Annotated in this window: 20 protein-coding genes and 1 riboswitch; of the genes, 8 read left to right on the forward strand and 12 right to left on the reverse strand. The window is 68.6% G+C overall.

Annotated features, from left to right (window positions below; genetic code table 11):
* Position 1: 1 nt before the first annotated feature.
* A complete protein-coding gene (locus tag LOZ83_RS30765; RefSeq protein ID WP_236795246.1) occupies positions 2 to 1,687 on the reverse strand; it encodes a GAF domain-containing protein in 1,686 nt (561 codons plus the stop codon).
* Between the two features lie 87 nt (positions 1,688 to 1,774).
* Here LOZ83_RS30765 and LOZ83_RS30770 point away from each other — a divergent pair, with 87 nt between their 5' ends.
* Positions 1,775 to 3,184 (forward strand): FAD-binding oxidoreductase, encoded by a 1,410-nt coding sequence (locus LOZ83_RS30770; protein WP_236795247.1) that lies wholly within the window; start codon positions 1,775 to 1,777, stop codon positions 3,182 to 3,184.
* A 32-nt stretch (positions 3,185 to 3,216) separates the two neighbouring features.
* On the opposite strand, the gene LOZ83_RS30775 is transcribed toward LOZ83_RS30770, so the two are convergent.
* Positions 3,217 to 4,515, reverse strand: a complete 1,299-nt coding sequence (locus tag LOZ83_RS30775; protein ID WP_236795248.1) for a nucleotide disphospho-sugar-binding domain-containing protein — start codon at positions 4,513 to 4,515, stop codon at positions 3,217 to 3,219.
* Positions 4,516 to 4,543: 28 nt separating this feature from the next.
* Positions 4,544 to 5,212, reverse strand: coding sequence for a TetR/AcrR family transcriptional regulator (locus tag LOZ83_RS30780; protein ID WP_236795249.1), 669 nt, complete (start codon positions 5,210 to 5,212; stop codon positions 4,544 to 4,546).
* Positions 5,213 to 5,598: 386 nt separating this feature from the next.
* Here LOZ83_RS30780 and glnA point away from each other — a divergent pair, with 386 nt between their 5' ends.
* Entirely contained in the window at positions 5,599 to 7,023 is a 1,425-nt protein-coding gene (gene glnA, locus LOZ83_RS30785) for a type I glutamate--ammonia ligase (RefSeq protein ID WP_236795250.1), read from the forward strand.
* A 24-nt stretch (positions 7,024 to 7,047) separates the two neighbouring features.
* Here glnA and LOZ83_RS30790 read toward each other — a convergent pair whose 3' ends face one another.
* Positions 7,048 to 7,965, reverse strand: coding sequence for an NADP-dependent oxidoreductase (locus LOZ83_RS30790; RefSeq protein ID WP_236795251.1), 918 nt, complete (start codon positions 7,963 to 7,965; stop codon positions 7,048 to 7,050).
* A 109-nt stretch (positions 7,966 to 8,074) separates the two neighbouring features.
* On the opposite strand from LOZ83_RS30790, the gene LOZ83_RS30795 reads away from it, so the two are divergent.
* Positions 8,075 to 8,713, forward strand: coding sequence for a TetR/AcrR family transcriptional regulator (locus LOZ83_RS30795; protein ID WP_236795252.1), 639 nt, complete (start codon positions 8,075 to 8,077; stop codon positions 8,711 to 8,713).
* Between the two features lies 1 nt (position 8,714).
* Here the strand turns inward: LOZ83_RS30795 and LOZ83_RS30800 are convergent, their stop codons facing one another.
* Positions 8,715 to 9,230 carry a histidine phosphatase family protein gene (locus tag LOZ83_RS30800; RefSeq protein WP_236795253.1) on the reverse strand — a complete coding sequence of 172 codons (516 nt, stop codon included), beginning with the start codon at positions 9,228 to 9,230 and terminating at the stop codon, positions 8,715 to 8,717.
* A gap of 266 nt (positions 9,231 to 9,496) precedes the next feature.
* Here LOZ83_RS30800 and crcB (LOZ83_RS30805) point away from each other — a divergent pair, with 266 nt between their 5' ends.
* From crcB (LOZ83_RS30805) to crcB (LOZ83_RS30815), 3 genes are read left to right on the forward strand one after another with little or no spacing between them, the layout of a single operon-like run.
* Positions 9,497 to 9,991, forward strand: a complete 495-nt coding sequence (gene crcB, locus LOZ83_RS30805) for a fluoride efflux transporter CrcB (protein ID WP_308190337.1) — start codon at positions 9,497 to 9,499, stop codon at positions 9,989 to 9,991.
* A gap of 1 nt (position 9,992) precedes the next feature.
* On the forward strand, positions 9,993 to 10,334 hold the full coding sequence (locus LOZ83_RS30810) for a DUF190 domain-containing protein (RefSeq protein ID WP_236795254.1): 342 nt from the start codon (positions 9,993 to 9,995) through the stop codon (positions 10,332 to 10,334).
* On the forward strand, positions 10,331 to 10,699 hold the full coding sequence (gene crcB, locus LOZ83_RS30815; protein ID WP_236795255.1) for a fluoride efflux transporter CrcB: 369 nt from the start codon (positions 10,331 to 10,333) through the stop codon (positions 10,697 to 10,699). The genes LOZ83_RS30810 and crcB (LOZ83_RS30815) overlap by 4 nt, the downstream gene beginning before the upstream one ends.
* A 5-nt stretch (positions 10,700 to 10,704) precedes the next feature.
* Here crcB (LOZ83_RS30815) and LOZ83_RS30820 read toward each other — a convergent pair whose 3' ends face one another.
* Positions 10,705 to 11,223: a TetR/AcrR family transcriptional regulator gene (locus tag LOZ83_RS30820; RefSeq protein ID WP_236795256.1), complete on the reverse strand. Its 519-nt coding sequence runs from the start codon at positions 11,221 to 11,223 to the stop codon at positions 10,705 to 10,707.
* Between the two features lie 49 nt (positions 11,224 to 11,272).
* On the opposite strand from LOZ83_RS30820, the gene LOZ83_RS30825 reads away from it, so the two are divergent.
* Positions 11,273 to 11,743 carry an ester cyclase gene (locus tag LOZ83_RS30825; RefSeq protein WP_236795257.1) on the forward strand — a complete coding sequence of 157 codons (471 nt, stop codon included), beginning with the start codon at positions 11,273 to 11,275 and terminating at the stop codon, positions 11,741 to 11,743.
* Here the strand turns inward: LOZ83_RS30825 and LOZ83_RS30830 are convergent.
* Genes LOZ83_RS30830 through LOZ83_RS30855 form a run of 6 tightly spaced genes read right to left on the reverse strand, consistent with a single transcriptional unit; the run spans position 11,689 to position 18,962 of the window.
* Positions 11,689 to 13,725: a proton-conducting transporter membrane subunit gene (locus LOZ83_RS30830; RefSeq protein ID WP_236795258.1), complete on the reverse strand. Its 2,037-nt coding sequence runs from the start codon at positions 13,723 to 13,725 to the stop codon at positions 11,689 to 11,691. The genes LOZ83_RS30825 and LOZ83_RS30830 overlap by 55 nt on opposite strands.
* On the reverse strand, positions 13,722 to 14,489 hold the full coding sequence (locus LOZ83_RS30835; RefSeq protein WP_236795259.1) for an NADH:ubiquinone oxidoreductase: 768 nt from the start codon (positions 14,487 to 14,489) through the stop codon (positions 13,722 to 13,724). The genes LOZ83_RS30830 and LOZ83_RS30835 overlap by 4 nt, the downstream gene beginning before the upstream one ends.
* A gap of 2 nt (positions 14,490 to 14,491) precedes the next feature.
* On the reverse strand, positions 14,492 to 15,871 hold the full coding sequence (locus tag LOZ83_RS30840; RefSeq protein ID WP_236795260.1) for an NADH-quinone oxidoreductase subunit C: 1,380 nt from the start codon (positions 15,869 to 15,871) through the stop codon (positions 14,492 to 14,494).
* On the reverse strand, positions 15,868 to 17,328 hold the full coding sequence (locus LOZ83_RS30845; protein WP_236795261.1) for a proton-conducting transporter membrane subunit: 1,461 nt from the start codon (positions 17,326 to 17,328) through the stop codon (positions 15,868 to 15,870). The genes LOZ83_RS30840 and LOZ83_RS30845 overlap by 4 nt, the downstream gene beginning before the upstream one ends.
* Before the next feature lie 3 nt (positions 17,329 to 17,331).
* Positions 17,332 to 18,006 (reverse strand): hydrogenase, encoded by a 675-nt coding sequence (locus LOZ83_RS30850; protein WP_236795262.1) that lies wholly within the window; start codon positions 18,004 to 18,006, stop codon positions 17,332 to 17,334.
* Positions 18,006 to 18,962: a respiratory chain complex I subunit 1 family protein gene (locus LOZ83_RS30855; protein ID WP_236795263.1), complete on the reverse strand. Its 957-nt coding sequence runs from the start codon at positions 18,960 to 18,962 to the stop codon at positions 18,006 to 18,008. The genes LOZ83_RS30850 and LOZ83_RS30855 overlap by 1 nt, the downstream gene beginning before the upstream one ends.
* Positions 18,963 to 19,076: 114 nt before the next feature.
* Positions 19,077 to 19,142, reverse strand: a riboswitch (Fluoride riboswitch).
* 147 nt (positions 19,143 to 19,289) lie between these two features.
* Between LOZ83_RS30855 and LOZ83_RS30860 the strand changes: the two genes are divergently transcribed.
* Positions 19,290 to 19,649 carry a DUF190 domain-containing protein gene (locus tag LOZ83_RS30860; protein WP_236795264.1) on the forward strand — a complete coding sequence of 120 codons (360 nt, stop codon included), beginning with the start codon at positions 19,290 to 19,292 and terminating at the stop codon, positions 19,647 to 19,649.
* The last annotated feature ends 2 nt before the right edge of the window (positions 19,650 to 19,651 follow it).

The raw sequence follows: 19,651 nt of genomic DNA on the forward strand, positions 1-19,651 counted from the left end.
ATCAGCCGCCTTCCGGCCCATCCAGTGGGCCGCTTGCCGCTTTGAGGTGCAGCAGCATGTGCAGCTCCAGCGCCCGTTGTGGGGAACGCCAGTCCTCGCCGAGCAGGCTGTCGACCGCAGCCAGTCGCTGGTAGAGCGTGTTCACATGGATCGCCAATTCGGCGGCTGCCGGGCGGGGGCGGCGGCCATGGTCGAGGAACACGCGCAAGGTCTCCACGAGCGGCACGCCACGGCGTCGTTCCTCGGCGAGCACCGGGCCCAGCACGTGCTCGAAGGCCTCCGCCAGATCGCGGCGACCGGCATGGTCGAGCAGGATCCGGTACAGCCCGAGTTGCCCGGCGGTCGCGGCTTCTCCCTTGCGCCCCAAGACTTCCAGGGCATGCAGCGTCTGCCGGGCCTCGTGGAAGCACCGCCGCAGCTCCGCCTGCCCACGCGCGGGGCCGGCGATGCCCGCGGTCGGTGCCTCGCGCGGCCAATCCCGGCGGATGCCGTCGGGATCGGCTGTGGTCACGACGAGCAGCCGGCCGCCGTGCTCGGCCATGAGCGCGCCGGGCAATTGCGGGAGCCGCGCCCGTCCGGAGGCCACCACGAGCACCGAGTATCGCGCCGACGGGTCCAGCCCGGCTTGCCGCAAGGCCGGTCGCTCCGACGTCGTGGTGAGCAGATCGATCAGCTGGGCGGCGCGGGTGCGCCACGACGCTTCGGCCGCGGCCTGCTCGGCGAGCAGCGCGAGCGCGAGCGCCGGGGCCGCACGGTCGAGGAGCAGCCGGTCATCGCGGACGGGCTCGCCGTCGAGCACCAGCGCGCCGAAGCGCCTCTCGCCGGCCACGACGGGTTGCGCCACGGTCCCGTCATCCGGCGGTTCCGTCACGAAGCGGACCTGCCCGCGCGCCATCGAGCTGATCTCGGCCAGCAACTCCTCGACACCGCCGCCGGCGAGCACCACCCGCGTCAGCCGCTGGTCCCAGCGCAGCGTCTGCTCCAGTTCGTCGGTACGGCGCGCGAGCTGGTCGTTCGCGGTGTTGAGGCTACTGATGGCGTTGGCGTTCTCGATGGCGATCGCCGCGTGCGCGGCCAGCGCCGAGGCCAGCGTGACCTCGTGCTCAGTGAAGTCCCGTTCCTGGCGCTTGCCCACGAACAGGGCGCCGAGCACGCGGCCACGCAGGCGCAACGGAACTCCGAGCAGCCCGCGGATGTTCTCGGCGCGCACCGCCGTATCGGCGATGTCGTCGTGGCGGAAACGCCGCTCCACCTGGTAGTCGGCCGTCCAGCGGGGCGCGGCGTGCTCGATGATCTCGCCGGCCAGCCCCACCGACAACGGGATCACCACCCCGACCAGCTCTGGTGTGAGCGCACCGCTGGTGACCTTCAGCCGCAGCTGCCCGTCCTCGACGAGGCCGAGGTAGGCCAGGTCCGCGCCGAGCAGCCGGCGTGCCTGGTCGACGATCTCCGGTAGGAGGTCGTCGGGCGCGTGGAGGGTGGCCAGCCGGATCGCGATGTCGTTGAGCGCGGCCAACTCGGCCGCCCGCTGCGCCTGCTGCCGCAGCACCATCGTCAGCCGCAGGGCTTGCGCCGTCTCCCGGTCGGCAGCCGCGGTGTCTCGTGAACGCACCAGTTCGCTGCCGTGCCGCTGGAGCTCGTCCAGGGTGGCGTCGCGCAGCAGCAGGTCCAGCCATGACTCGCGCACCAGTAGACGCTCCATCCATCACTAGTCGTCAACGGTAGCCGGTTCACACATTGAGCGGAGGGCGTGGACGCCGATAGCGTCGCCGTCATGCGTGACGACGCGTGGCGGCGCGAGCTGATCGAGGACCTGGACCGGGACCTGCCCGCCGGCCGGGTGCTCACCGATCCCGATGTGGTGTCCGGCTATGTGCACGACGAGGCCGAATGGGCGCCGCGCGGCACACCGGCGGCGGTGGTGCGGCCGCGTACGGCCGAGGAGGTGCGGCACGTCGTCCAGGTCTGCCTGCGACTCGGCGCCCCGGTCGTGCCGCGAGGCGCGGGCACCGGGCTGTCCGGCGGCGCGAACGCGATCGAGCACAGCGTGGTCGTCTCGACCGAGGCGATGACGACGATCAAGGAAATCAACAGGCGCGAACGGCTCGCCGTGGTCGAGCCCGGCGTCGTCAACGACCACCTGCGCGCGGCCTGCGCCGAGCACGCCCTGTGGTACCCGCCGGATCCCGCGAGCGCTCCGTGGTCGACCATCGGCGGCAACGTCGCCACCAATGCGGGCGGACTGTGCTGCGTCAAGTACGGCGTCACCCGCGATTACGTGCTGGGCCTGGAGTTCGTGACCGGGACCGGCGAGCTCGCCCGGGTCGGCCGTCGCACCGCCAAAGGCGTCGCGGGCTACGACCTCGCCGGGCTCATGGTCGGCTCCGAAGGCACGCTCGGCGTCATCACCGAAGTCACCGTGCGGCTGCGCCCGGCCCGCGAACCCGAACACACCGTCGTGGGCTACTTCTCCTCGATCGTCGACGCCGGGCACGCGGTCGCCGCCGTCGCCGAATCCGGGCTGGAGCCCTCCGCGCTGGAACTGATCGACCGGCACTGTCTGGCCGCCGTCGACGCGTGGAAGCATATGGGCCTGTCGGCCGAGGCCGACGTGGTGTTGCTGGGCCGCACCGACAGCGCTGGTCCGGCGGGCGAACAAGAGGCCGACGCGATGCTGGCCTGTTTCGAGAAGGCGGGTGCGACGTTCGCGGCGCGCTCGACCGACCAGCAGGAGGCCGACGCGCTGTTCGACGCGCGGCGCCTGGCCTACCCCGCGCTCGAACGGCTCGGGCCGGTGCTGACCGAAGACGTCTGCGTGCCCAAGGGCGCGGTCCCCGAGATGCTCGCGCGGATCGAGGAGGTCGCCGCGCGGCACGACACGTTGATCGCCAACATCGCGCACGCCGGCGACGGCAACCTCCACCCGTTGCTGATCACCCCGCCCGGCGACGATGCCGCGAAGAAGCGGGCACAGGCGGCGTTCGACGACATCATCGCGGCGGCGCTGGAGTTGGGCGGCACGGTGACCGGCGAGCACGGCGTCGGCCTGCTCAAACGGGCCGGGCTGACCGCCGAGGCCGGGCCGGTCGTGCTGGCCCTCGGCCGGGCGGTCAAGGACGCGCTGGACCCGCACGGGATCTTCAACCCCGGCAAGGTAATGGCGACCGAGCCGGACGGGGCGTGACGCTCAGCAAACGCCGTCACCGCTCCGGCGAATCAGGCTCCGTGCCGTGCGATCATTTCGCCGATCGCCGCATGGATTTCGGCAAAGGTGTCGTGCTTGGCGTAGTGCGCACTGAGTTGGAGTGCCCGCTCTTTGTACGTGGGCGTGTCGAGCACGCTTTCGACGGCGGCGCGAATATCCGTGGTGGCAGGGCGTTGCGTCGCCAGGTTGATGGCCGCGCCGGTCCAGGCTGTGCGCGCGGTGACCTCGATCTTGTCCTCGGTCTGGCCGGCAAGCACCATCGGTACGCCGTGGCGCAGCGCCCGCTGGACTCCGCCGTAGCCGCCGTTGCTGACCAGCACATTGGTGTGCGGCAACAGGTCCGCGAACGGAATGAACTCCGCGACCCGCGCGTCCGCCGGGACGCGGGGCAGCGTCCCGCCGCGCCCGAGTACCGCCACGACAAGGACATCCAGGTCCGCCAAGGCATCGAGCGTGGGCTCGACCAACTCGGTGAAGTCGCCGTTCGCCACCGTTCCTTGCGTCACTACGACAACCCGCTGTGCCGCTTGCACTTCGGGCCACCAGCCGGGCAGCGGCGCGGGCCGCGCCGACGCGTCTTCGGGCAAGGCGCCGACGAAACGCAGTGACGCGGGCGCGTCACTACGGGGGTACTCAAGGCCCTCGATCGACAGTTGCAGGTACAGATCCGGCACCGTGACGCCCGCGTCGAAGAAGAAGGGCAGGTCCTCGGTGGCGCCCAGCGTGCGCATGACGTCGACGGCGTAACGCTGAACCTCGCTGAACGCCTGCCGCACCGCGCGGTTCGCCTCGATGTTGCGTGCGCGGCCCTCCGGTGAGGCGTCCGGCGGCAGTCCGAGGCCGAAGGGAGCCGTGTCCACACTCGACAAGGGCAACGGTGTGACGCCAATCCCGATCAACCCGGCCGGCCGGATGCCGGCGCCGAGCACCATGGGTTTCGCCCCGTGGAAGGAAGTCTCGGCCAGTACCACCACGGGCTCGCCGTCCGCCTCCTGGAGCAGGTGCTGAAGCGCTTCGTGCTGAAGGGGAATCGGCTTGATGAACAGATTGATGAGATCCCAGGAAATCGCGGGCGGGCCGGGCTCGAGTTCGGTTCGCTCAGGGTGCCGGGCGAGAAACTCCGCGATGTCGTAATCGGCTTCTCCGGGAAGTGCGGCGAATCGCGCGCCGGTCTCCTCGACCGAGGCGCGGAAGCCGCTACCGGTAAGGAAAGTCACCTGTTCACCACGGCGCACGAGGTCCGCCGCGATCGGGCGCAGCGGTTCGACGTGGCCGTAAATCGGCGTGGCCGCGATAATGATTCGTGTCATGCTCGTTTTTCTCCGGTTCTCGAATGCACTATTGGGCGCAGTGACGGCGCACGGCCGCGATCATGCTTTCGGTGAGCCAGGCCAGATAGCGCTGTTCGGGCCAGCCGGCCTGGTGTGCGAGCAGGTGGTATTGGGCGACGTGCGCAGTCATCCACAGTTCGTCGGCGAGTTCGGAAAGGTTCGCGGGCGCTTTGATCACGCCACGCGAGATCAGCAGCCGTAAGCTCGACACGCCTTCGGCCCGCATCGCGTCCATCTTCGCCGCGTATGCCTCGTCCAACAGTGGTTCGCCGGCGGTCGCGCCGACGAAAGCCCGCCACAGCGCGGCACTGCGCCGGTTGGAATCGGCGAGGTACGCGCACATCGGTTTCATGAACCCTTCGAGATCCCCGCCGGCGAATGCCTCGCGCAGCTCGGGATTTTCCTGCTCGCGCAGCGGCAGCGCCTGGTCTTCGCCGACCAGCGCCAGGTCGAAGGCGGCCAGGAACAACTGCGCCTTCGAGCCCTGGGCCTGGACCGTGTCGAGGGAAACTCCGGCCGCGCGGGCAATGTCGCGCAGCGTCGTATTGGGATACCCGTGCGCGCCGAAGCACTCCCCCGCGACGCTCAGCACACGCAACCTGGTCGCAGCAGCCTGTTGCTTCCTCAGCGGTGACTTGTACGCGCGCACGGCCGGCGACCGGTGCTCTCTCGCCATGAATTGGACAGTACCACGTACGGGTGAATCAAGGAGATCGCCGCGACCACCTGGTCGAGGTTCAGGTCGGGTAAGAAGTCCGGCTGTTCACGTTCGGTGACCCCGCCTGTGCTCTCCGGTGATGCGTCGCGGCTTCCTTCGGTATCCCGCTGATGGCTCCAAAGCTGCTAATGTTGATCCGCCCAAAAATGAATCCCGTGCCGCCTGCCACTCGGGTGGCACCCCGGTGGTGGGGCTCGCCGGGTGAGCCAACCGCGGTCGTGCCGCCAACGGTCCCTGTCTCCGCCATCAGTACCGACTATGGCCGGCGACAGCGGCCCGACCGGGATGAGCTTGATCCCCTTCCCACGCATCTCCGCTGTCGCCGCCGGCGAAGGAGCGAGCACGTGTTCACCACTGCCGACGAGGTTCTGAGTTTCATCGCCGACGAGGACGTGCGGTTCGTCGACGTCCGGTTCTGCGACCTGCCGGGCATCATGCAGCACTTCACCGTCCCCGCCGCCGCGTTCGATGCCGGCGCGTTCGCCGAGGGAGTCGCGTTCGACGGGTCGTCGGTGCGCGGTTTCCAGTCGATCCACGAGTCGGACATGCTGTTGCTGCCCGATCCGTACACGGCGCGGCTGGATCCGTTCCGGGCGGAGAAGACCTTGCTGATGAATTTCTTCGTGCACGACCCGTTCACTCACGAGTCCTACTCCCGGGACCCGCGCAATATCGCCCGCAAGGCCGAGGCTTATATCGGCGAATCCACCATCGCGGACCGCGCCTTTTTCGGGCCGGAGGCGGAGTTCTACATCTTCGATTCGGTTCGCTTCACCAATACTGAGAACACCGCCTTTCACGAAGTGGACTCGATCGAGGGTTGGTGGAACACCGGAGCCGAGGAGGACGGCGGCAACCAGGGCTACAAGACCCCGTACAAGGCCGGGTATTTCCCGGTGTCGCCTCGCGATCATTTCGCGGATCTACGGGACGCGATGGTGCTCAACCTGGCCGGCGTGGGCATCGAGGTGGAGAAGGCGCATCACGAGGTCGGCAGCGGCGGCCAGGCCGAGGTCAACTACAAGTTCAACACCCTGCTGCACGCCGCCGACGACCTGCAACTGTTCAAGTACATCATCAAGAACACCGCCTGGGACGCGGGCAAAACGGTCACCTTCATGCCCAAGCCGCTGTTCAACGACAACGGGTCCGGAATGCACTGCCACCAGTCGTTGTGGGATGAGAACGGCCCATTGTTCTACGACGAATCCGGCTACGGCGGGCTTTCGGATCTCGGGCGGCACTATGTCGGCGGGATCCTGCATCACGCCCCGAGCCTGCTGGCCTTCACCAATCCGACGGTGAACTCGTATCACCGGCTCGTGCCCGGGTTCGAAGCGCCGATCAACCTCGTTTACTCACAACGAAACCGTTCGGCCTGCGTGCGCATCCCGGTCACCGGGACCTCGCCGAAGGCCAAGCGCATCGAGTTCCGCTGCCCCGATTCCTCCGGCAACCCGTATCTCGCGTTCGCGGCGATGCTGATGGCCGGCCTGGACGGGATCAAGAACAAGCTGGAACCCCCGACGCCGATCGACAAGGACCTCTACGAGCTCCCGCCCGAGGAGGCCCGCGACGTGGCCCAGGTCCCCGGTTCACTGGACGCGGTGATCGACCGGCTGGAGACCGACCACGAGTTCCTGCTCGCCGGCGGCGTGTTCACCCCCGACGTGATCGAAACCTGGATCGACTTCAAACGCGAACACGAGATCGACCCGCTGCGGCTGCGCCCGCATCCGTACGAATTCGCCCTCTATTACGACGTGTAAAGGCGCGAGCGTGTTCCAGCGCGCTCACGGGCGCACGCGAATGACGGTCTTGCCTTTACGCCGCTGGGTCGGGTTGAGCGCGGGAAGGGCGTCGTCGAGGGTCGTGACGGTGCCAAGGTGCGTGCGAAGGCGCCCATCTCGCACCCGGTCGACGATTTCCACCAGTTGACTCGGAACGGACTCGACGACGAAGTCGACCGCGAGGCCGTCGACCGGGCGGGTTTCAGCGGGGCCGACCACCGACACCAGCGTTCCGCCAGGCCGGATGATGCTCGCCGAGCGCCTTTGGATGTCACCGCCGATGACGTCGAAGACCAGGTCGACCCCGCCGATGTCGTCGAGATCCTCGTGGTCGAGGTCGAGGAACTCGTTCGCGCCGAAGTCGAGCGCCGCCTGGCGGTCCGCCGCCCGCCCGGTACCGATGACGTAGGCGCCGAACTCCCGGGCGAGTTGCGTCACCACGGATCCGACCGCGCCGGCGGCGCCGTGTGCGAGCACGCTCTGCCCCGCCTGAAGACGACCGTGCTGGAGCAGGCCCTGCCAGGCGGTCAGGCCGGAGATCGGCAAGCTCGCGCCCACCGTGAAGTCGACGTTCCCCGGCAGCGGCGCAAGGTTGCGTGCCTCGACGGCCGTGTACTCGGCGAGGGTTCCATCGCGGTGCCAGTCGGTGATGCCGAAAACCCGTTGTCCCAGCGAAAGTCCCGTCGTGCCGTAGCCGAGAGCCGTGACCACGCCCGCGAACTCGTGGCCGATGATCGCCGGGGCTCGATCGTGACCGGAGCGATCGACCCACGTCGAGGGCCATTCCCACTCGGCGGGGACGAAGCCCGACGCCTGGACTTCAACGACGACGTCGTTGATCGCCGGCGTCGGCTCCGGCCGCTCCGCGAGTGCGATTCCAGCTGCTTCCGCGGCCTGATCCGTAGCGACGATTGCCTTCATTGCTGCCTCCCTGTGTCTCGGACCGTTTTTGGGCTTGCAAGCCCACTAGTGGCAGTCAACACGACCCGAATATGGGCTGTCAAGCCCAATTTGCGATACCGTGTGCGGTATGAAAGCCAAGACGGACGCTCGGGTACCGCAGAAGCTCACCGGCAAGGGGCAGGCGACCCGGGCCCGCATCCTCGAGCACGCCGCGGAGCTCATCTACACCCAGGGCGTGCACGCGACGAACAACGAGCAGCTCCGTCATGCGGCAGGCATCAGCGGGTCGCAGCTCAACCACTACTTCCCGACCAAGGAGAGCCTCGTCCTCGCGGTCATCGAGTGGCAGGCCGAGCACGTCCTCACGTTCCATCGCGGTGAGCGGTTCACCCACTTCGAAAGCCTGGACTCGCTTCGGGAATGGGCGGGCTTCTACATCGCCTACGAGCGCTCGTACCAGGAAGGCTGCACCCTCGGCTCACTCGCCAGCGAGATCATCAAGACCGACCTCGACGTTCGCACCGAACTCGCGAACGCGTTCGAGCAGTGGAGAGACATCTTCCGCGACGGACTCGAACGGATGCGGACGCTCGGCCGCCTCAGCGCTGACGCGGATCCCACTCGGCTGGCCCATCTCCTGCTCTCGGCTTTTCAGGGCGGCATGCTCCTCGCCCAAGTCGCCCGCGACATCACCCCGCTGAGAGACGCCCTGCAGGCAGCCATCGACCACGTGCAGACATTCGCAACGCCCGATCCAAAGAGCTAGCTCACGGCCGCGGTGCGCCACGCCGGGGCGTGAAAAAGTGGGTCAGCGTGGCACATCCGGGGTCCACGGTGGTCCAGGCGTCCGGTAGGCGCAGGATGGCGACGGCGCCGGTCGGAAACTTCGTACGAACCTGGTCGAAGAGATCGTCCTGGGCCGGGTCGGCGAGGTGGAGGGTCACGTCGGGCACGCCCGGGTCGTGCCCGACGATCAACAACCGCGCCACCCAGTCCGGGGTTTCGCGGATCACGGCTAGCACGTCGGCGCGGTCGGCGGCGTAGAGCCGCTCGTCGTAGGTGACCGGTGGTGAGGCGCCGAGCGCGCCCTCGACGAGTTGCCAGGTTTCGTAGGCGCGGCGGGCGGTGGAGCAGACGACGTGGTCGGGGATGTTGCCGGTGTCCCGCAGCCAGCGTCCGGTCCGTGGTGCGGCCCGGCGGCCTCGGTCGGCCAGGGGACGTTCATGATCGGGGACGTCAGGCCACGCGGACTTGGCGTGGCGCAGGATCATCAGCTGTCGCATCGTTTCCGCCCCCACCATTCACGACTGGGCGTGGAGCACTTCCCATTTCAGCACAATGGCGGCGGTATTGACGGGGTGCCGCGGCCCGGGACTACGAGTGACGCGCCCGACAAGATCGCCCACCGGTCACGGGTGCCCGCTAAAATGATCGAACCGGTGGTGGAGCCCGCCGTCCCGTTTCGGGAGAACCACAGCGGTCCGCCGCTGTCAATGGCCCCTAACCTTGTGTGTCGGAGTGTGCTCTGGCCAAGAGTTAGGAGGCGCCGGTGAGCAGCGAGGTGGAGCTGACCGAACCCATCGATCCAGATGTCGACGTGCACGTGCCCGCGCAGCGGCGGGAGCTGCTTCGCTCGCACGGTGCGGTACTGGTCGTGATCTCTTTCGGTGGCGGGCTCGGCGCGATCGCCCGCTACGGCCTCGCCCAATGGCTGCCCACTCCCGCCGGCCACTTCCCGTGGAGCACCTTTCTCACCAATGTGCTCGGGTGTTTCCTGATCGGTGTGCTGATGGTGCTGGTCACCGAGGTGTGGTCGGCGCACCGGCTGGTCCGCCCCTTCCTCGGTGTCGGTGTGCTGGGCGGGTTCACCACGTTCTCCACCTACGCCACCGAGGTCCGCGCGCTCCTGCAGCCCGGCACCGTGGGCATCGCCGTCGCCTATCTCGCGGGCACCCTCGTGGCGGCGCTGCTCGCCGTCGTGCTGGGTGTGTGGCTCACCCGCGCGGTGACCGGTTCGGATCGCAGCCCGGAAAGGACGGCGTGAGATGCGGTTGGCAGGCCTTGCGACACGGCTGTCGGTGTTCGTCGGCGAGGACGACAGGTGGCACCACAAGCCGGTCCACCACGAGATCGTCAAACGCGCCCGTGACGCCGGGCTGGCCGGGGCGACCGTGTTGCACGGGTGTGAGGGCTACGGCGCCGGCTCGGTCATCCACACCACCCGGATCCTCGACCTCACCGAGAACCTTCCGGTAGTCGTGATCATCATCGACGCCGAGGAGAAGATCCGCGCGTTCCTGCCCGAACTGGACGAGTTGGTCGGCGAAGGCATGGTGACGCTCGAGGACGTCGAGGTCGTCCACTACGCGGGGAGGCCGCTGTCGTGACCGTCGTCCTGGTGTTCGTCGGCGCGATGATCGGCGCACCGCTGCGGTACCTGACCGACCGCCTGGTGCAGGCCCGTCATGACAGCCTGTTCCCGTGGGGCACCTTCAGTGTCAACCTCGTCGGCTGCCTGATCCTCGGCGGCCTCGCGGGCGCCGGGAGCGCGCTGCCCTCGCCGGAGCTGGCCTTGCTGGGCACCGGTTTTTGCGGCGGGCTGACCACCTACAGCACGTTCAGCTACGAGACGCTGCGCTTGGTGGAGCAGCGCGCGTACTTCTATGCCGTGACGAACGTCGTCGTGAGCGTCGTTGCCGGGCTGGGTGCCGCCTTGCTCGGGTACACGTTCGTCCACGCCGGAGTCGCCTGAGCGGCTCAGGACAGCGCCGCGCCCAATTGGGTGGTCAACCACCGTTCGTAGGCTGCCGATGCCCAGCCGCAGCGGCGGACGAGCCGGTCGTAGACCTCGGGCGCGGTCAGGGTCCAGACGGCATCGACCGCGCCGTCGAATTGGTGTGACGGCAGTTGCCCGCGTTCGGCCACGCCGCGCAGGCTGTTGGTGTTGCCGTGCCTGCGTTCGGAGTCGATGGTCGCCACGAAGTTCGCCAGCACCGGGTCGCCGCCGGGGCCGTGTGCGAGCAGCACGCCGAGCAGCGGTCCCACTCGGTCGTAGATCACCCGGACCCACGCGGCGTACGCGGCCGCATAGGACGTCACGTCGGTCGCGCCGGTCACCCGCCGGAATTCGGGACGCTCGCTCATCGGCGTACCATCCTCGTCACCGGCGAGCATGACGTCGTACACCGCCTTGATGACCTCGGCCTTGCCGCCGACCGAGTTGTACACCGTCTGCGGGCTGACGCCCGCGGTTTCGGCGAGCCGACTGATCGTCATTCCCGCGTAGCCTCCCCCGCCGAGGAGCAGCTCACGCGCGGTCCTGACGATGTGCGCGCGGGTGGCCTGGGCCCGCTCGGCCCGCTGCGGGGCACGGTACTGCCTTGCCACGGCCCCCTCGTTCGACGCGATCAACACCGGAGAACTGTCGGTACTGGACGACCTGGTCACCGAGGACTTCGTCGACCACGGGTCACCGTTCCCGCTGCCGCCCGGTCCGGCGGGCTACCGCCAGATCCTCACCTTCGTGCACCATGTGCTGGCCATTCGCTACGCCATCGACGACATTTTCGACACCGGCGACCGCGTCGTGATCCGCGCGACCGCCACCGGAATCGGCGTCGATGCCGTTCACGGCCCGGGCACCGAAGGCAAGCCGTATCAGATGACCACCGTGCACATCTACCGCACTGAAGGCTCGGCGCCCTCCCCGACCCCACCGCCTTCGCCGACACCGCGAGGTAGTCAGGTCATGGTGAGGATCAGGGCGAGGACGGCGATGAGGGCCAGCAGCATGTAGGCGACGTAAGCGTCGAGGCGACCGCTTTGCAGGCGTTTCGCGTTGCGCACCAACGTCCGCAGGGGCCGGATGAGTGGCCGGTACAGGAATTGTTCGACGAGTTCGACGACATCGTTGGTGTAGCCGAGGTGCGCGGCCCCTGGATCACGGCGGGGGTCGTCGTCCCGGCCGCCGGTCTGGCGTTCCACCGTGCGGAGTTCGGCGCGGGTGAGCAGCACGTTGGCCAGGACTTTGCGGGTGGGGTTGGTGAACGCGAAGGGCTTGTACTGGTTCTCTCCTTCCACGCCACCGCTGGCCGAGCGCCACGCGGGTACGCGGCGCACAGCGAACATCCGGGCGCGGCCGAACGCGAGGCACAGCAGGAGAGCGGCACCGAACAGGACCGGCAACACGATCGCGAGCCAGCTCGGGGACAGCGCGGAGAACTCGCCGAACACCGGCTGCAGCACCCACGGCGCCTTCAACGCCCCCACGGTCACCGTCGACGACAGCACCGGGCCGAGTCCGGCGCTGATCACCCGGATTTCCAACGGGGCCACCGCGGGCACGGCCACGCACGCGGCGGCGAGCGTGACCACCGCGACCTTGCCCGGCCACGAGGTATCACGGACACGAACAACCTCGTGGGGACCGCGAGGACCCAGCACGGTCAGGCCGACAATCCGAACGAAGGCGACGGCGGCGAAGCCGGCGGTCAGCGCGACCAGAGCACCGGTGACCGCCATCGGCAGCGTGTAGCCGAGGTGCCCGACCCGAAACTGCTGCATGAGCGCTTCGAGCAGGAACCATTCGGACACGAACCCCGCGGTCATCGGCAGCCCCGCCAGTGTGAGCGCGCCGATCGCGAGCCCCGTGCCGCTCCACGGAAGCCGGTGCCCGACGCCACGCAGCTCGTCCAGTTCGCAGGTGCCGGTCGCGTCCTCAATACCTGAGGTGGCTGTGAACAGCAGGCTCTTGGCGATCGCGTGGGCGACCACCTGCAGGGTGGCGGCCAGCAGCCCGGCGGCGATCAGGGGCGGCTGGTTCAGCAGGGCGCCGACGAGCGCGACGCCGTAACCACTGACGATCAGGCCGGCGTTTTCGACACTGGAATAGGCGACGACCTCCGCGAGATTGGTCTGCACGGTGGCGTGCGCGATGCCCAGCAGGGCGGTCGCCCCGGCCAGCAGCAGGAGCGCGCCGACGAGCCACACCGGTGGCTGGTGCAGCAGCGCGAGGGTGCGCCACAGCCCGTAGAAGCCGACATTGACGGCGACCCCGGCCATGATCGCGCGCAGCGGTCCGGGCGCGGCCCGGTAGCCGCGGGGCATCCAGATGTGCACCGGGATCAGCCCGACCTTGACCGCGAACCCGAGCACCAGCAACGCGAACGCGATGTCGCGCCGCACGCCGGGGGCCACGCCGGTGAAGGCGGGCAGGGCGAAACTGTGCGCTTGTGCCGCCAGCAACAGGAGCCCGAGCAGCAGGGCGGCGCCGCTGATCTTGCTGAGCATCACGGTCACGACCGCGGGAGTGGCGGTGTCGCGACGGTGGGCGGTGAGCAGGTAGAACGCGAGCGTCAGTGACTCCCAGGCGAACAGGAACACGAACGCGTTGTCGGCGGTGACCACGACCGCGACCGAGGCCAGGGTGAGCGCATAGGCGGCGCCGAGCCCGCGAGCGCGAACCCGCTCGGGGCGCGACGCCCAACCCGCGCAGGCCAGCGACACGGGCGCGGCGACGGCGAAACTGATCACGAGGAACAGGCCGGAGAGCCGGTCCACCGTCAATGCGGCCGACCCGAACCCGAGCACCGAATCCAGGCTCCACCGGGCGGGGATGTCCGCCAGCCCACCCGCGCCGACGATCACCAGCACCACCGACGCCACGGCGCCGCACACATAGGGCACCACACGCGCCCACCGGTGCCGCACCCCGAACACCAGGTCCCACGCCAATGCCAGGCCCAGCAAGGCGAGACCGGCCACGAACAACCAGTTCATCGAAGCCTCCCAGTGGCGAGCAGGATCGCGTGCAGCAACGCGAACGGGCTCGGCGGCGAGCCCGGCACCCACACGTCGACCGGCACGAGTGAGCCGATGCCATTGCTGGTGGCGTAGGACGGCGCGACCAGCCCGCCGCTCACGGCGTCGGTGCCGGCGGCGATCACCACCAGCGGGCGCGGTGTGCCCTCCAGGGTGCGGGCCAATGGCGCGGCCATGCCGTGCGTGCCGGCGCCGGTGACGAGCAGGATGTCGGCGTGACGGGGGCTGGCAGTGAAGAAGATCCCGAGCCGGTGCACGTCGTAGACGGGGTTGAGCAGCGCCAGAATCTCCCATTCCTCGCTGCCGTCCGACCCTGCGTCAACGTGTCTGATGTGGACAGACCGGCGCAAAGCCTTGGTGCGCTGCCCCAACTCGGCGCGTAGACGTGCCAGCTCCTCGTCGGTTCCCGGGACTTCGGGCACGATGAGACCGGCGCGGTCCACTCGGGATTGTCGGCTGCCGTGTTGCCAGGCAAAGGTGTCCGGCCGCGCGAGGACACAGGCGCCGCAGCCGACACAGCCGCCCTGGTCGAGCCGCACCATGCTGTCTGCGTCGCCGGTGATCGCGCCGGTCGGGCACAACCCGTCGAGGCCAGGTTCCCACTCGGCGCCGGGCAACGGGCGGGCCAGTGACTCGACACCGTCGTCGGCGTAGGGATCCGGGCGGCGCGGATACCGGGTTGTGAGTACTCCGTCGCGCAGTCCCCGGAAGATCCACGGCACGACTACATCACCACCCCGGCGATCGAGACTCCGAAACTGGCTTCGATGAAGGGAAAGTCGGTGAGGATGTCGCCGGCGAAGGTGTGGGAGAACACCGCGAGGTTGTGAAACGACGCCGACCGCGGCGCGCAGCGCGACAGGTGCCCCTCGGCGTCGGCGCGAATCAGGTACAGCACCTCGCCTTGTGGTGCCTCGACGGCGGCCACCGCGATTCCAGCGACCGGCTCGACGGGCGCCCGCAGCGTGTCCTCGGTGTCCGGCAGCAGCTCGATCACTTGGCGGAGCAGGTCGAAGGACTGGTCGAGCTCGTCCCACCGGACCTGCAATCGGGCCATCGCGTCACCGGCGTCCCGCTGCGGCCCCGAGTCGTGTTTGAGCAACGGATACGCGTCGTAGGGGTGGCGCCAGCGGGTATCGAGGTCCAAACCACACGCACGCCCGACCGGACCGAGCAACCCGTACAGCGCCGCCTCGTCCGGATCGAGCGGCCCGGTAGCTCGAAGCCGGTCGAGGAACGATGCGGTGCCCATCAGCGCACCAGCGTCGGCCTGGATGTCGTGGCGTAGCTCATCAAGTCGTGGCTGGAGAACACCGGGGGCGAGGCGGGGCTGACTGCGGATCCCACCGGGGACGACGACCCCGCGGCCGAAACGGTTGCCGCACAGGGCCGAAACGAGCCGCAAGACGCGTTCCTTGTGGTAGCCGAAGCGTGCGACCGCGACGGCGAGCCCGGCGGCGTCGGCGAGTTTGACCGCGACATCGAGGTGATTGGCGATGCGTTCGAGTTCCGCGTGCAGCACCCGCGCCAGCTGCGCCCGCGGCGGCGGCTCGGCACCGGTGAGGCGCTCGACAGCGTGGCTGAACGCGAGCGCATGGGCAACCGAGGCAATGCCTTCCACCCGCTCGGCCAACATCACTCCACTGTGGACTGTCATAGCCCCGAACCGGACCTCGAGGCCGCGATGCTTGGCGAAGGGCCGGACATTGACGTGTGGGATGTCCTCGCCCGGGGTTTCCACCACGTACTCGACGGATTCGAAGACACCCGAGCGGACCGGGCCATGCGGGATGGTGAACAACCCGGTCCCCATCACCCGGCGCGGAAGCGGCGTGCCGTTGTCGATGTGGGGCAGCACCAACGGATCCAGGCGGGGATGCCCGTCAGGGATGACGCCGTACAGGTCGTGCAGGGCGCGTTCGTACCAGAACGCGGACGGGATGTCCGGGGTCAGAGAAGGGTAGTGCGTGGTGCCGGGCGCCAACGGCATAGCCACCACTTCCAGCCCCAATGGTGTGCCCCAGATGGTGTGCAGGGTGATGCCGCTGGTCGTGTCGCCGTCGCCGATCAACGCGGCGAAGCGACGCCCGGTGAGGTCGGTCATGTCCCACCTCCTGCCAGGTCGCTCACACCGCGGGCGAACAGGTCGGCCAGGTCCGCGGGTGGATGGATGCCGAGCAGCACGAGCACGGCGAGTCCGGCGAGCATGGGGGCGACCATCCAAGCGCTGGGTTCGCCCCGGGCCACCACGCGGGGGCCAGGAGTGAACAGCATCCGTGTGGTGGCCACCGACAACCCGAGGAACGCCACCGTCACCAGCACAACCAGCACCACGGTGACGGCGTTGTGGGCGGCGGCCAGGCCCCCGGCGACGATCTGGAACTCACTGCGGAACAGCCCGAACGGGGGCATCGCCGCGAGCGCGAGGATGGCCAACAGGAACAGCGGCGCGGTCCACGGAAGAGTGTCCAAACCGGACCGGATCGTGGCGACGTCCTTGGTGCGGTACTTGCGGACCAGCACCCCGGCGCCGAAGAACGCGTTGCCCTTCGCGGCCGCGTGCACGATGACATGCAGCAGCACCCCAGCGGTCGCCAGCGGTGCGCCCAGCCCGATCCCGATCGCCAGGATTCCCATGTGTTCCACGCTCGAATAGGCCAAGAGCCGCTTGAGATCCCGCTGCTCCAGCAGATACAAAGCCGCGAGCAGGAGGGAAAGCACGCCGAAGACCAGCAGCACGGTGCGGGGGAAGGACGCACCGAGCGTGCCGGAGGCGATCTGGTAGTAGCGCAGCACCGCGTAGAAACTCACCGCCAGCAGCGACCCGGACAGCATCGCCGACACCGGCGTCGGGGCCTCGGAATGCGCGTCCGGGAGCCAGGTGTGCACGGGAAACAGCCCGACTTTGGTGCCGAAACCCAGTACCGCCAACACGAACGCCAACTGGACTGCGGTGTGCGGCAACCGGGTCCCGGCCGCGAGCAGCGGCGCGAACGCGAGATCGTAGGACTGACCGGCCACTGTGGACCCGGCGTAGTACATGACGATCGTGGCCAGTAGCCCGATCCCGAGCCCGGCGGAGGCGAGCAGTACGTACTTCCACGCGGCCTCGGCGGCGTTGTCTGTGTTGTCGAGGGCGACCAGCAGCGCGGAGACGACAGTGGTGATCTCGACGGCGATCCACAGCAGCGCCAGCCCGTTGACCAGGGGTGCGGCCAGCATGGACCAGGCGAACAGGTTCACGCCGAGGTAGAAGCGGCGCGCGTAGCGGGCGAAATCCTCCCGATGCTCCTCAGCGCGCAGGTAGCCGATCGAATACACGGCGGCCGCGGCGTAGAGGAACGCGGTGCCGAGCAGGAAGACCACCGAGATCGCGTCCGCACGCAAGAACCCGGTGTGCGGCGAGTCGTGGGCGGCGGCCGGGACCAGCGCGATTGCCAGGCCCAGGCACGCCAGCCCCATCACGAGGGTGAGCGCCTGGCTCGCACGGGTGCGGCCGAGCAGCGAGACCACCGCGGCCGCCAGGGGCAGCGTGGTGAGCAGGATCAGCACGACGGGCATGACTTACCCCCGCAGCCTGGTGAGGTGGGTGGTGGACAGCGATTCCGAGCGCGCGTGGTGCACCTGCATCAGCACCCCGAACACCACGACCGCGACCAGCAGGTCGAACAGGAACGCGACTTCGAGGATCAACGGCATCCCCGCGGCCACCACGAGCGAGACGAGCGACACCCCGTTTTCCAGCGAGAAGAATCCAATGGCCTGCGAGACGACATCGCGGCGGACGACCATCAGCACGAACGCCACCAGGATCACCGCCACTCCGAGGCCGAGGGCGGTGGTAGGCAGCGCCGGGCTGGAGATGTGGAACCGGCTGGTGGCGAAGAACCCGAACGCGGCGACCGCCACCGCGACCAGCACCTCACTCGCGACGCCGAGCGCGCCACTGCCGGCGATCTCGGTGGTGGTCCGGCGCAGCATCCGAGACACCAGCCATGGCACCACGATCACCTTGAGCGCCAAGGACAATCCCGCGAGGACATACAGTTCCGGCAGGTGCCGGGTCGCCGCGACAACCACCGCGAGAATCGACACCAGCAACGATTGTGCGGCGTAGAGCCGGACCTGGGCCCGCAAGAGTGCGGCGCGCAGCATCGCGAACTCCGTCAACAGGAGGAGAACCGCGAGCCCGTTGGCGATCCCGGCATAGATCCCAGGCGGACTGACCGCGGGATTCATCAGCCACCTCCGAAGTAGAGGGTGAACACGGCCAGCACGGCGAGCAGGAACGCGGCCGCCACGAACTCGGTGATCTTGAACAGGCGGAGTTTCGCGAACGAGTTGTCGATCAGCGCGATCACCACGCCCAGCAGCACGGCTTTGCCGAGCAGAGCCCCGATCGCGATCCCCACCGCACCGATCGTGGCGGTGGCGGCGAGACCCCAGGGGGCGATGAACACGTTGAGCAGGATGGTGAACAGGATCAGCTGCTTCATCGCCGATCCCCACCGCAGCATCGCGAAATACGGCCCGGAATGCTCGAACGGTCGGGCTTCCTCGATCATCCCGAACTCGTTCGTGCCGGTGTGGGTCTCCACCGGGATCCGGCCCGTCTCGTACAAGATCACCAGGAACAGCGCCGCCGCGGCCAGCAAGTGTGCCGGGCGCACGATCTGCTCCGCGCTGGAGCGCACCGTTGCCGCCAGGGCATAGGGCAGGTCGGTGCCGGTGATCAGCGCGACGGTGAACACCACGAACAGCACCACCGGCTCGGTGATCGCCCCGAACGTCTTCGCCCGGCTCGCCCCCAGCTGCGCATACGGCGACCCGGTCTCCGTCGCCGCGACCGCCACCACGAAGCTGGCCAGCCCCAGCACGAAACCGCCACCGAGGATGTCGCCCAGATAGCCCAGCGGCAGCGGGTAGGTCGTGAGCACCGGGATCAGCAGCGGCACCGTCAAGTAGCACGCCATCGCGCCCAGCGGCGCGGCGAGGAACACCCAGGTCGCGCCGTGCGGGGCGAGGGCCTCCTTGTGGAACAGCTTGCCCAGGTCGTAATACGGCTGCAGCACACGCGGACCGCGCCGCCCCTGCACCCGCGCCTCAACGCGCGCGATCACGCCCGAAACGCCCGGTGCGGCAATCAGCACCGTGAGCACCTGCAGCAGTTGCACCACGGGAATTGGAACGGTCATCGCGTCACCCCCGCCCGAATCCGGCGGGCGGGTGATGGTGACGGTGATCGTCGGGCGATGGCTCCTGGTCCATCAGGCCTCCTCTACCGGTCAACCAGCGTGCGGACACGAAGGTGTTCGGTAGAGGCCATTAGCGGAAGACGCTCCGCGGTTGAGGCGAGCCCCATCGCCTGCGATCACTCAGTGTGCGGCACGTGGGGCTCGCCGCGCAAGTAGCGTTCCGGTTGACCGGTGTCGCCCGGACGCGGTGTACTGGTGGCCGGGCGATGGAGCCCGCCACGGCTGATGGCTCCTGCCCCACAACATCTTTCGGGGTGGGAGGCGCCGGTGAAGCTGTCCGAACGCGAGCTGCGACTGTCGATCTTCATTGACGAGGGCGATGTCTGGCATCACAAGCCGCTCTATACCGAGATCGTGCACCGCGCCCACAAGGCCGGACTGGCGGGCGCCACGGTGCTCCGTGGCATCGAGGGTTATGGCGCGACCTCCCGCATCCACACCACCCACCTGTTCCGGGTCAGCGAGAACCTGCCGCTGCTGATCGTCATCGTGGATACCGAAGCCAAGATCCGCGCCTTCCTGCCACAACTGGAGGATCTGACCATCGAGGGCCTGGTCGCACTCGATGATGTCGAGATCGTCCGCTACACCGCCGGCGCCCCCAAGAAACACCGCATCTGGGGCTGACG

This window comes from Amycolatopsis sp. GM8, assembly GCF_021653975.1.
Lineage (GTDB): Bacteria > Actinomycetota > Actinomycetes > Mycobacteriales > Pseudonocardiaceae > Amycolatopsis_E.

Coding starts and splice junctions, on each gene's coding strand:
- LOZ83_RS30770 (WP_236795247.1), top strand. CDS start 1,775: ATGCGTGACGACGCGTGGCGGCGCGAGCTGATCGAGGACCTGGACCGG.
- LOZ83_RS30775 (WP_236795248.1), bottom strand. CDS start 4,515: ATGACACGAATCATTATCGCGGCCACGCCGATTTACGGCCACGTCGAA.
- LOZ83_RS30780 (WP_236795249.1), bottom strand. CDS start 5,212: ATGGCGAGAGAGCACCGGTCGCCGGCCGTGCGCGCGTACAAGTCACCG.
- LOZ83_RS30790 (WP_236795251.1), bottom strand. CDS start 7,965: ATGAAGGCAATCGTCGCTACGGATCAGGCCGCGGAAGCAGCTGGAATC.
- LOZ83_RS30795 (WP_236795252.1), top strand. CDS start 8,075: ATGAAAGCCAAGACGGACGCTCGGGTACCGCAGAAGCTCACCGGCAAG.
- LOZ83_RS30800 (WP_236795253.1), bottom strand. CDS start 9,230: ATGCGACAGCTGATGATCCTGCGCCACGCCAAGTCCGCGTGGCCTGAC.
- LOZ83_RS30810 (WP_236795254.1), top strand. CDS start 9,993: ATGCGGTTGGCAGGCCTTGCGACACGGCTGTCGGTGTTCGTCGGCGAG.
- LOZ83_RS30820 (WP_236795256.1), bottom strand. CDS start 11,223: ATGACGATCAGTCGGCTCGCCGAAACCGCGGGCGTCAGCCCGCAGACG.
- LOZ83_RS30825 (WP_236795257.1), top strand. CDS start 11,273: ATGTGCGCGCGGGTGGCCTGGGCCCGCTCGGCCCGCTGCGGGGCACGG.
- LOZ83_RS30830 (WP_236795258.1), bottom strand. CDS start 13,725: ATGAACTGGTTGTTCGTGGCCGGTCTCGCCTTGCTGGGCCTGGCATTG.
- LOZ83_RS30840 (WP_236795260.1), bottom strand. CDS start 15,871: ATGACCGACCTCACCGGGCGTCGCTTCGCCGCGTTGATCGGCGACGGC.
- LOZ83_RS30845 (WP_236795261.1), bottom strand. CDS start 17,328: ATGCCCGTCGTGCTGATCCTGCTCACCACGCTGCCCCTGGCGGCCGCG.
- LOZ83_RS30850 (WP_236795262.1), bottom strand. CDS start 18,006: ATGAATCCCGCGGTCAGTCCGCCTGGGATCTATGCCGGGATCGCCAAC.
- LOZ83_RS30855 (WP_236795263.1), bottom strand. CDS start 18,962: ATGACCGTTCCAATTCCCGTGGTGCAACTGCTGCAGGTGCTCACGGTG.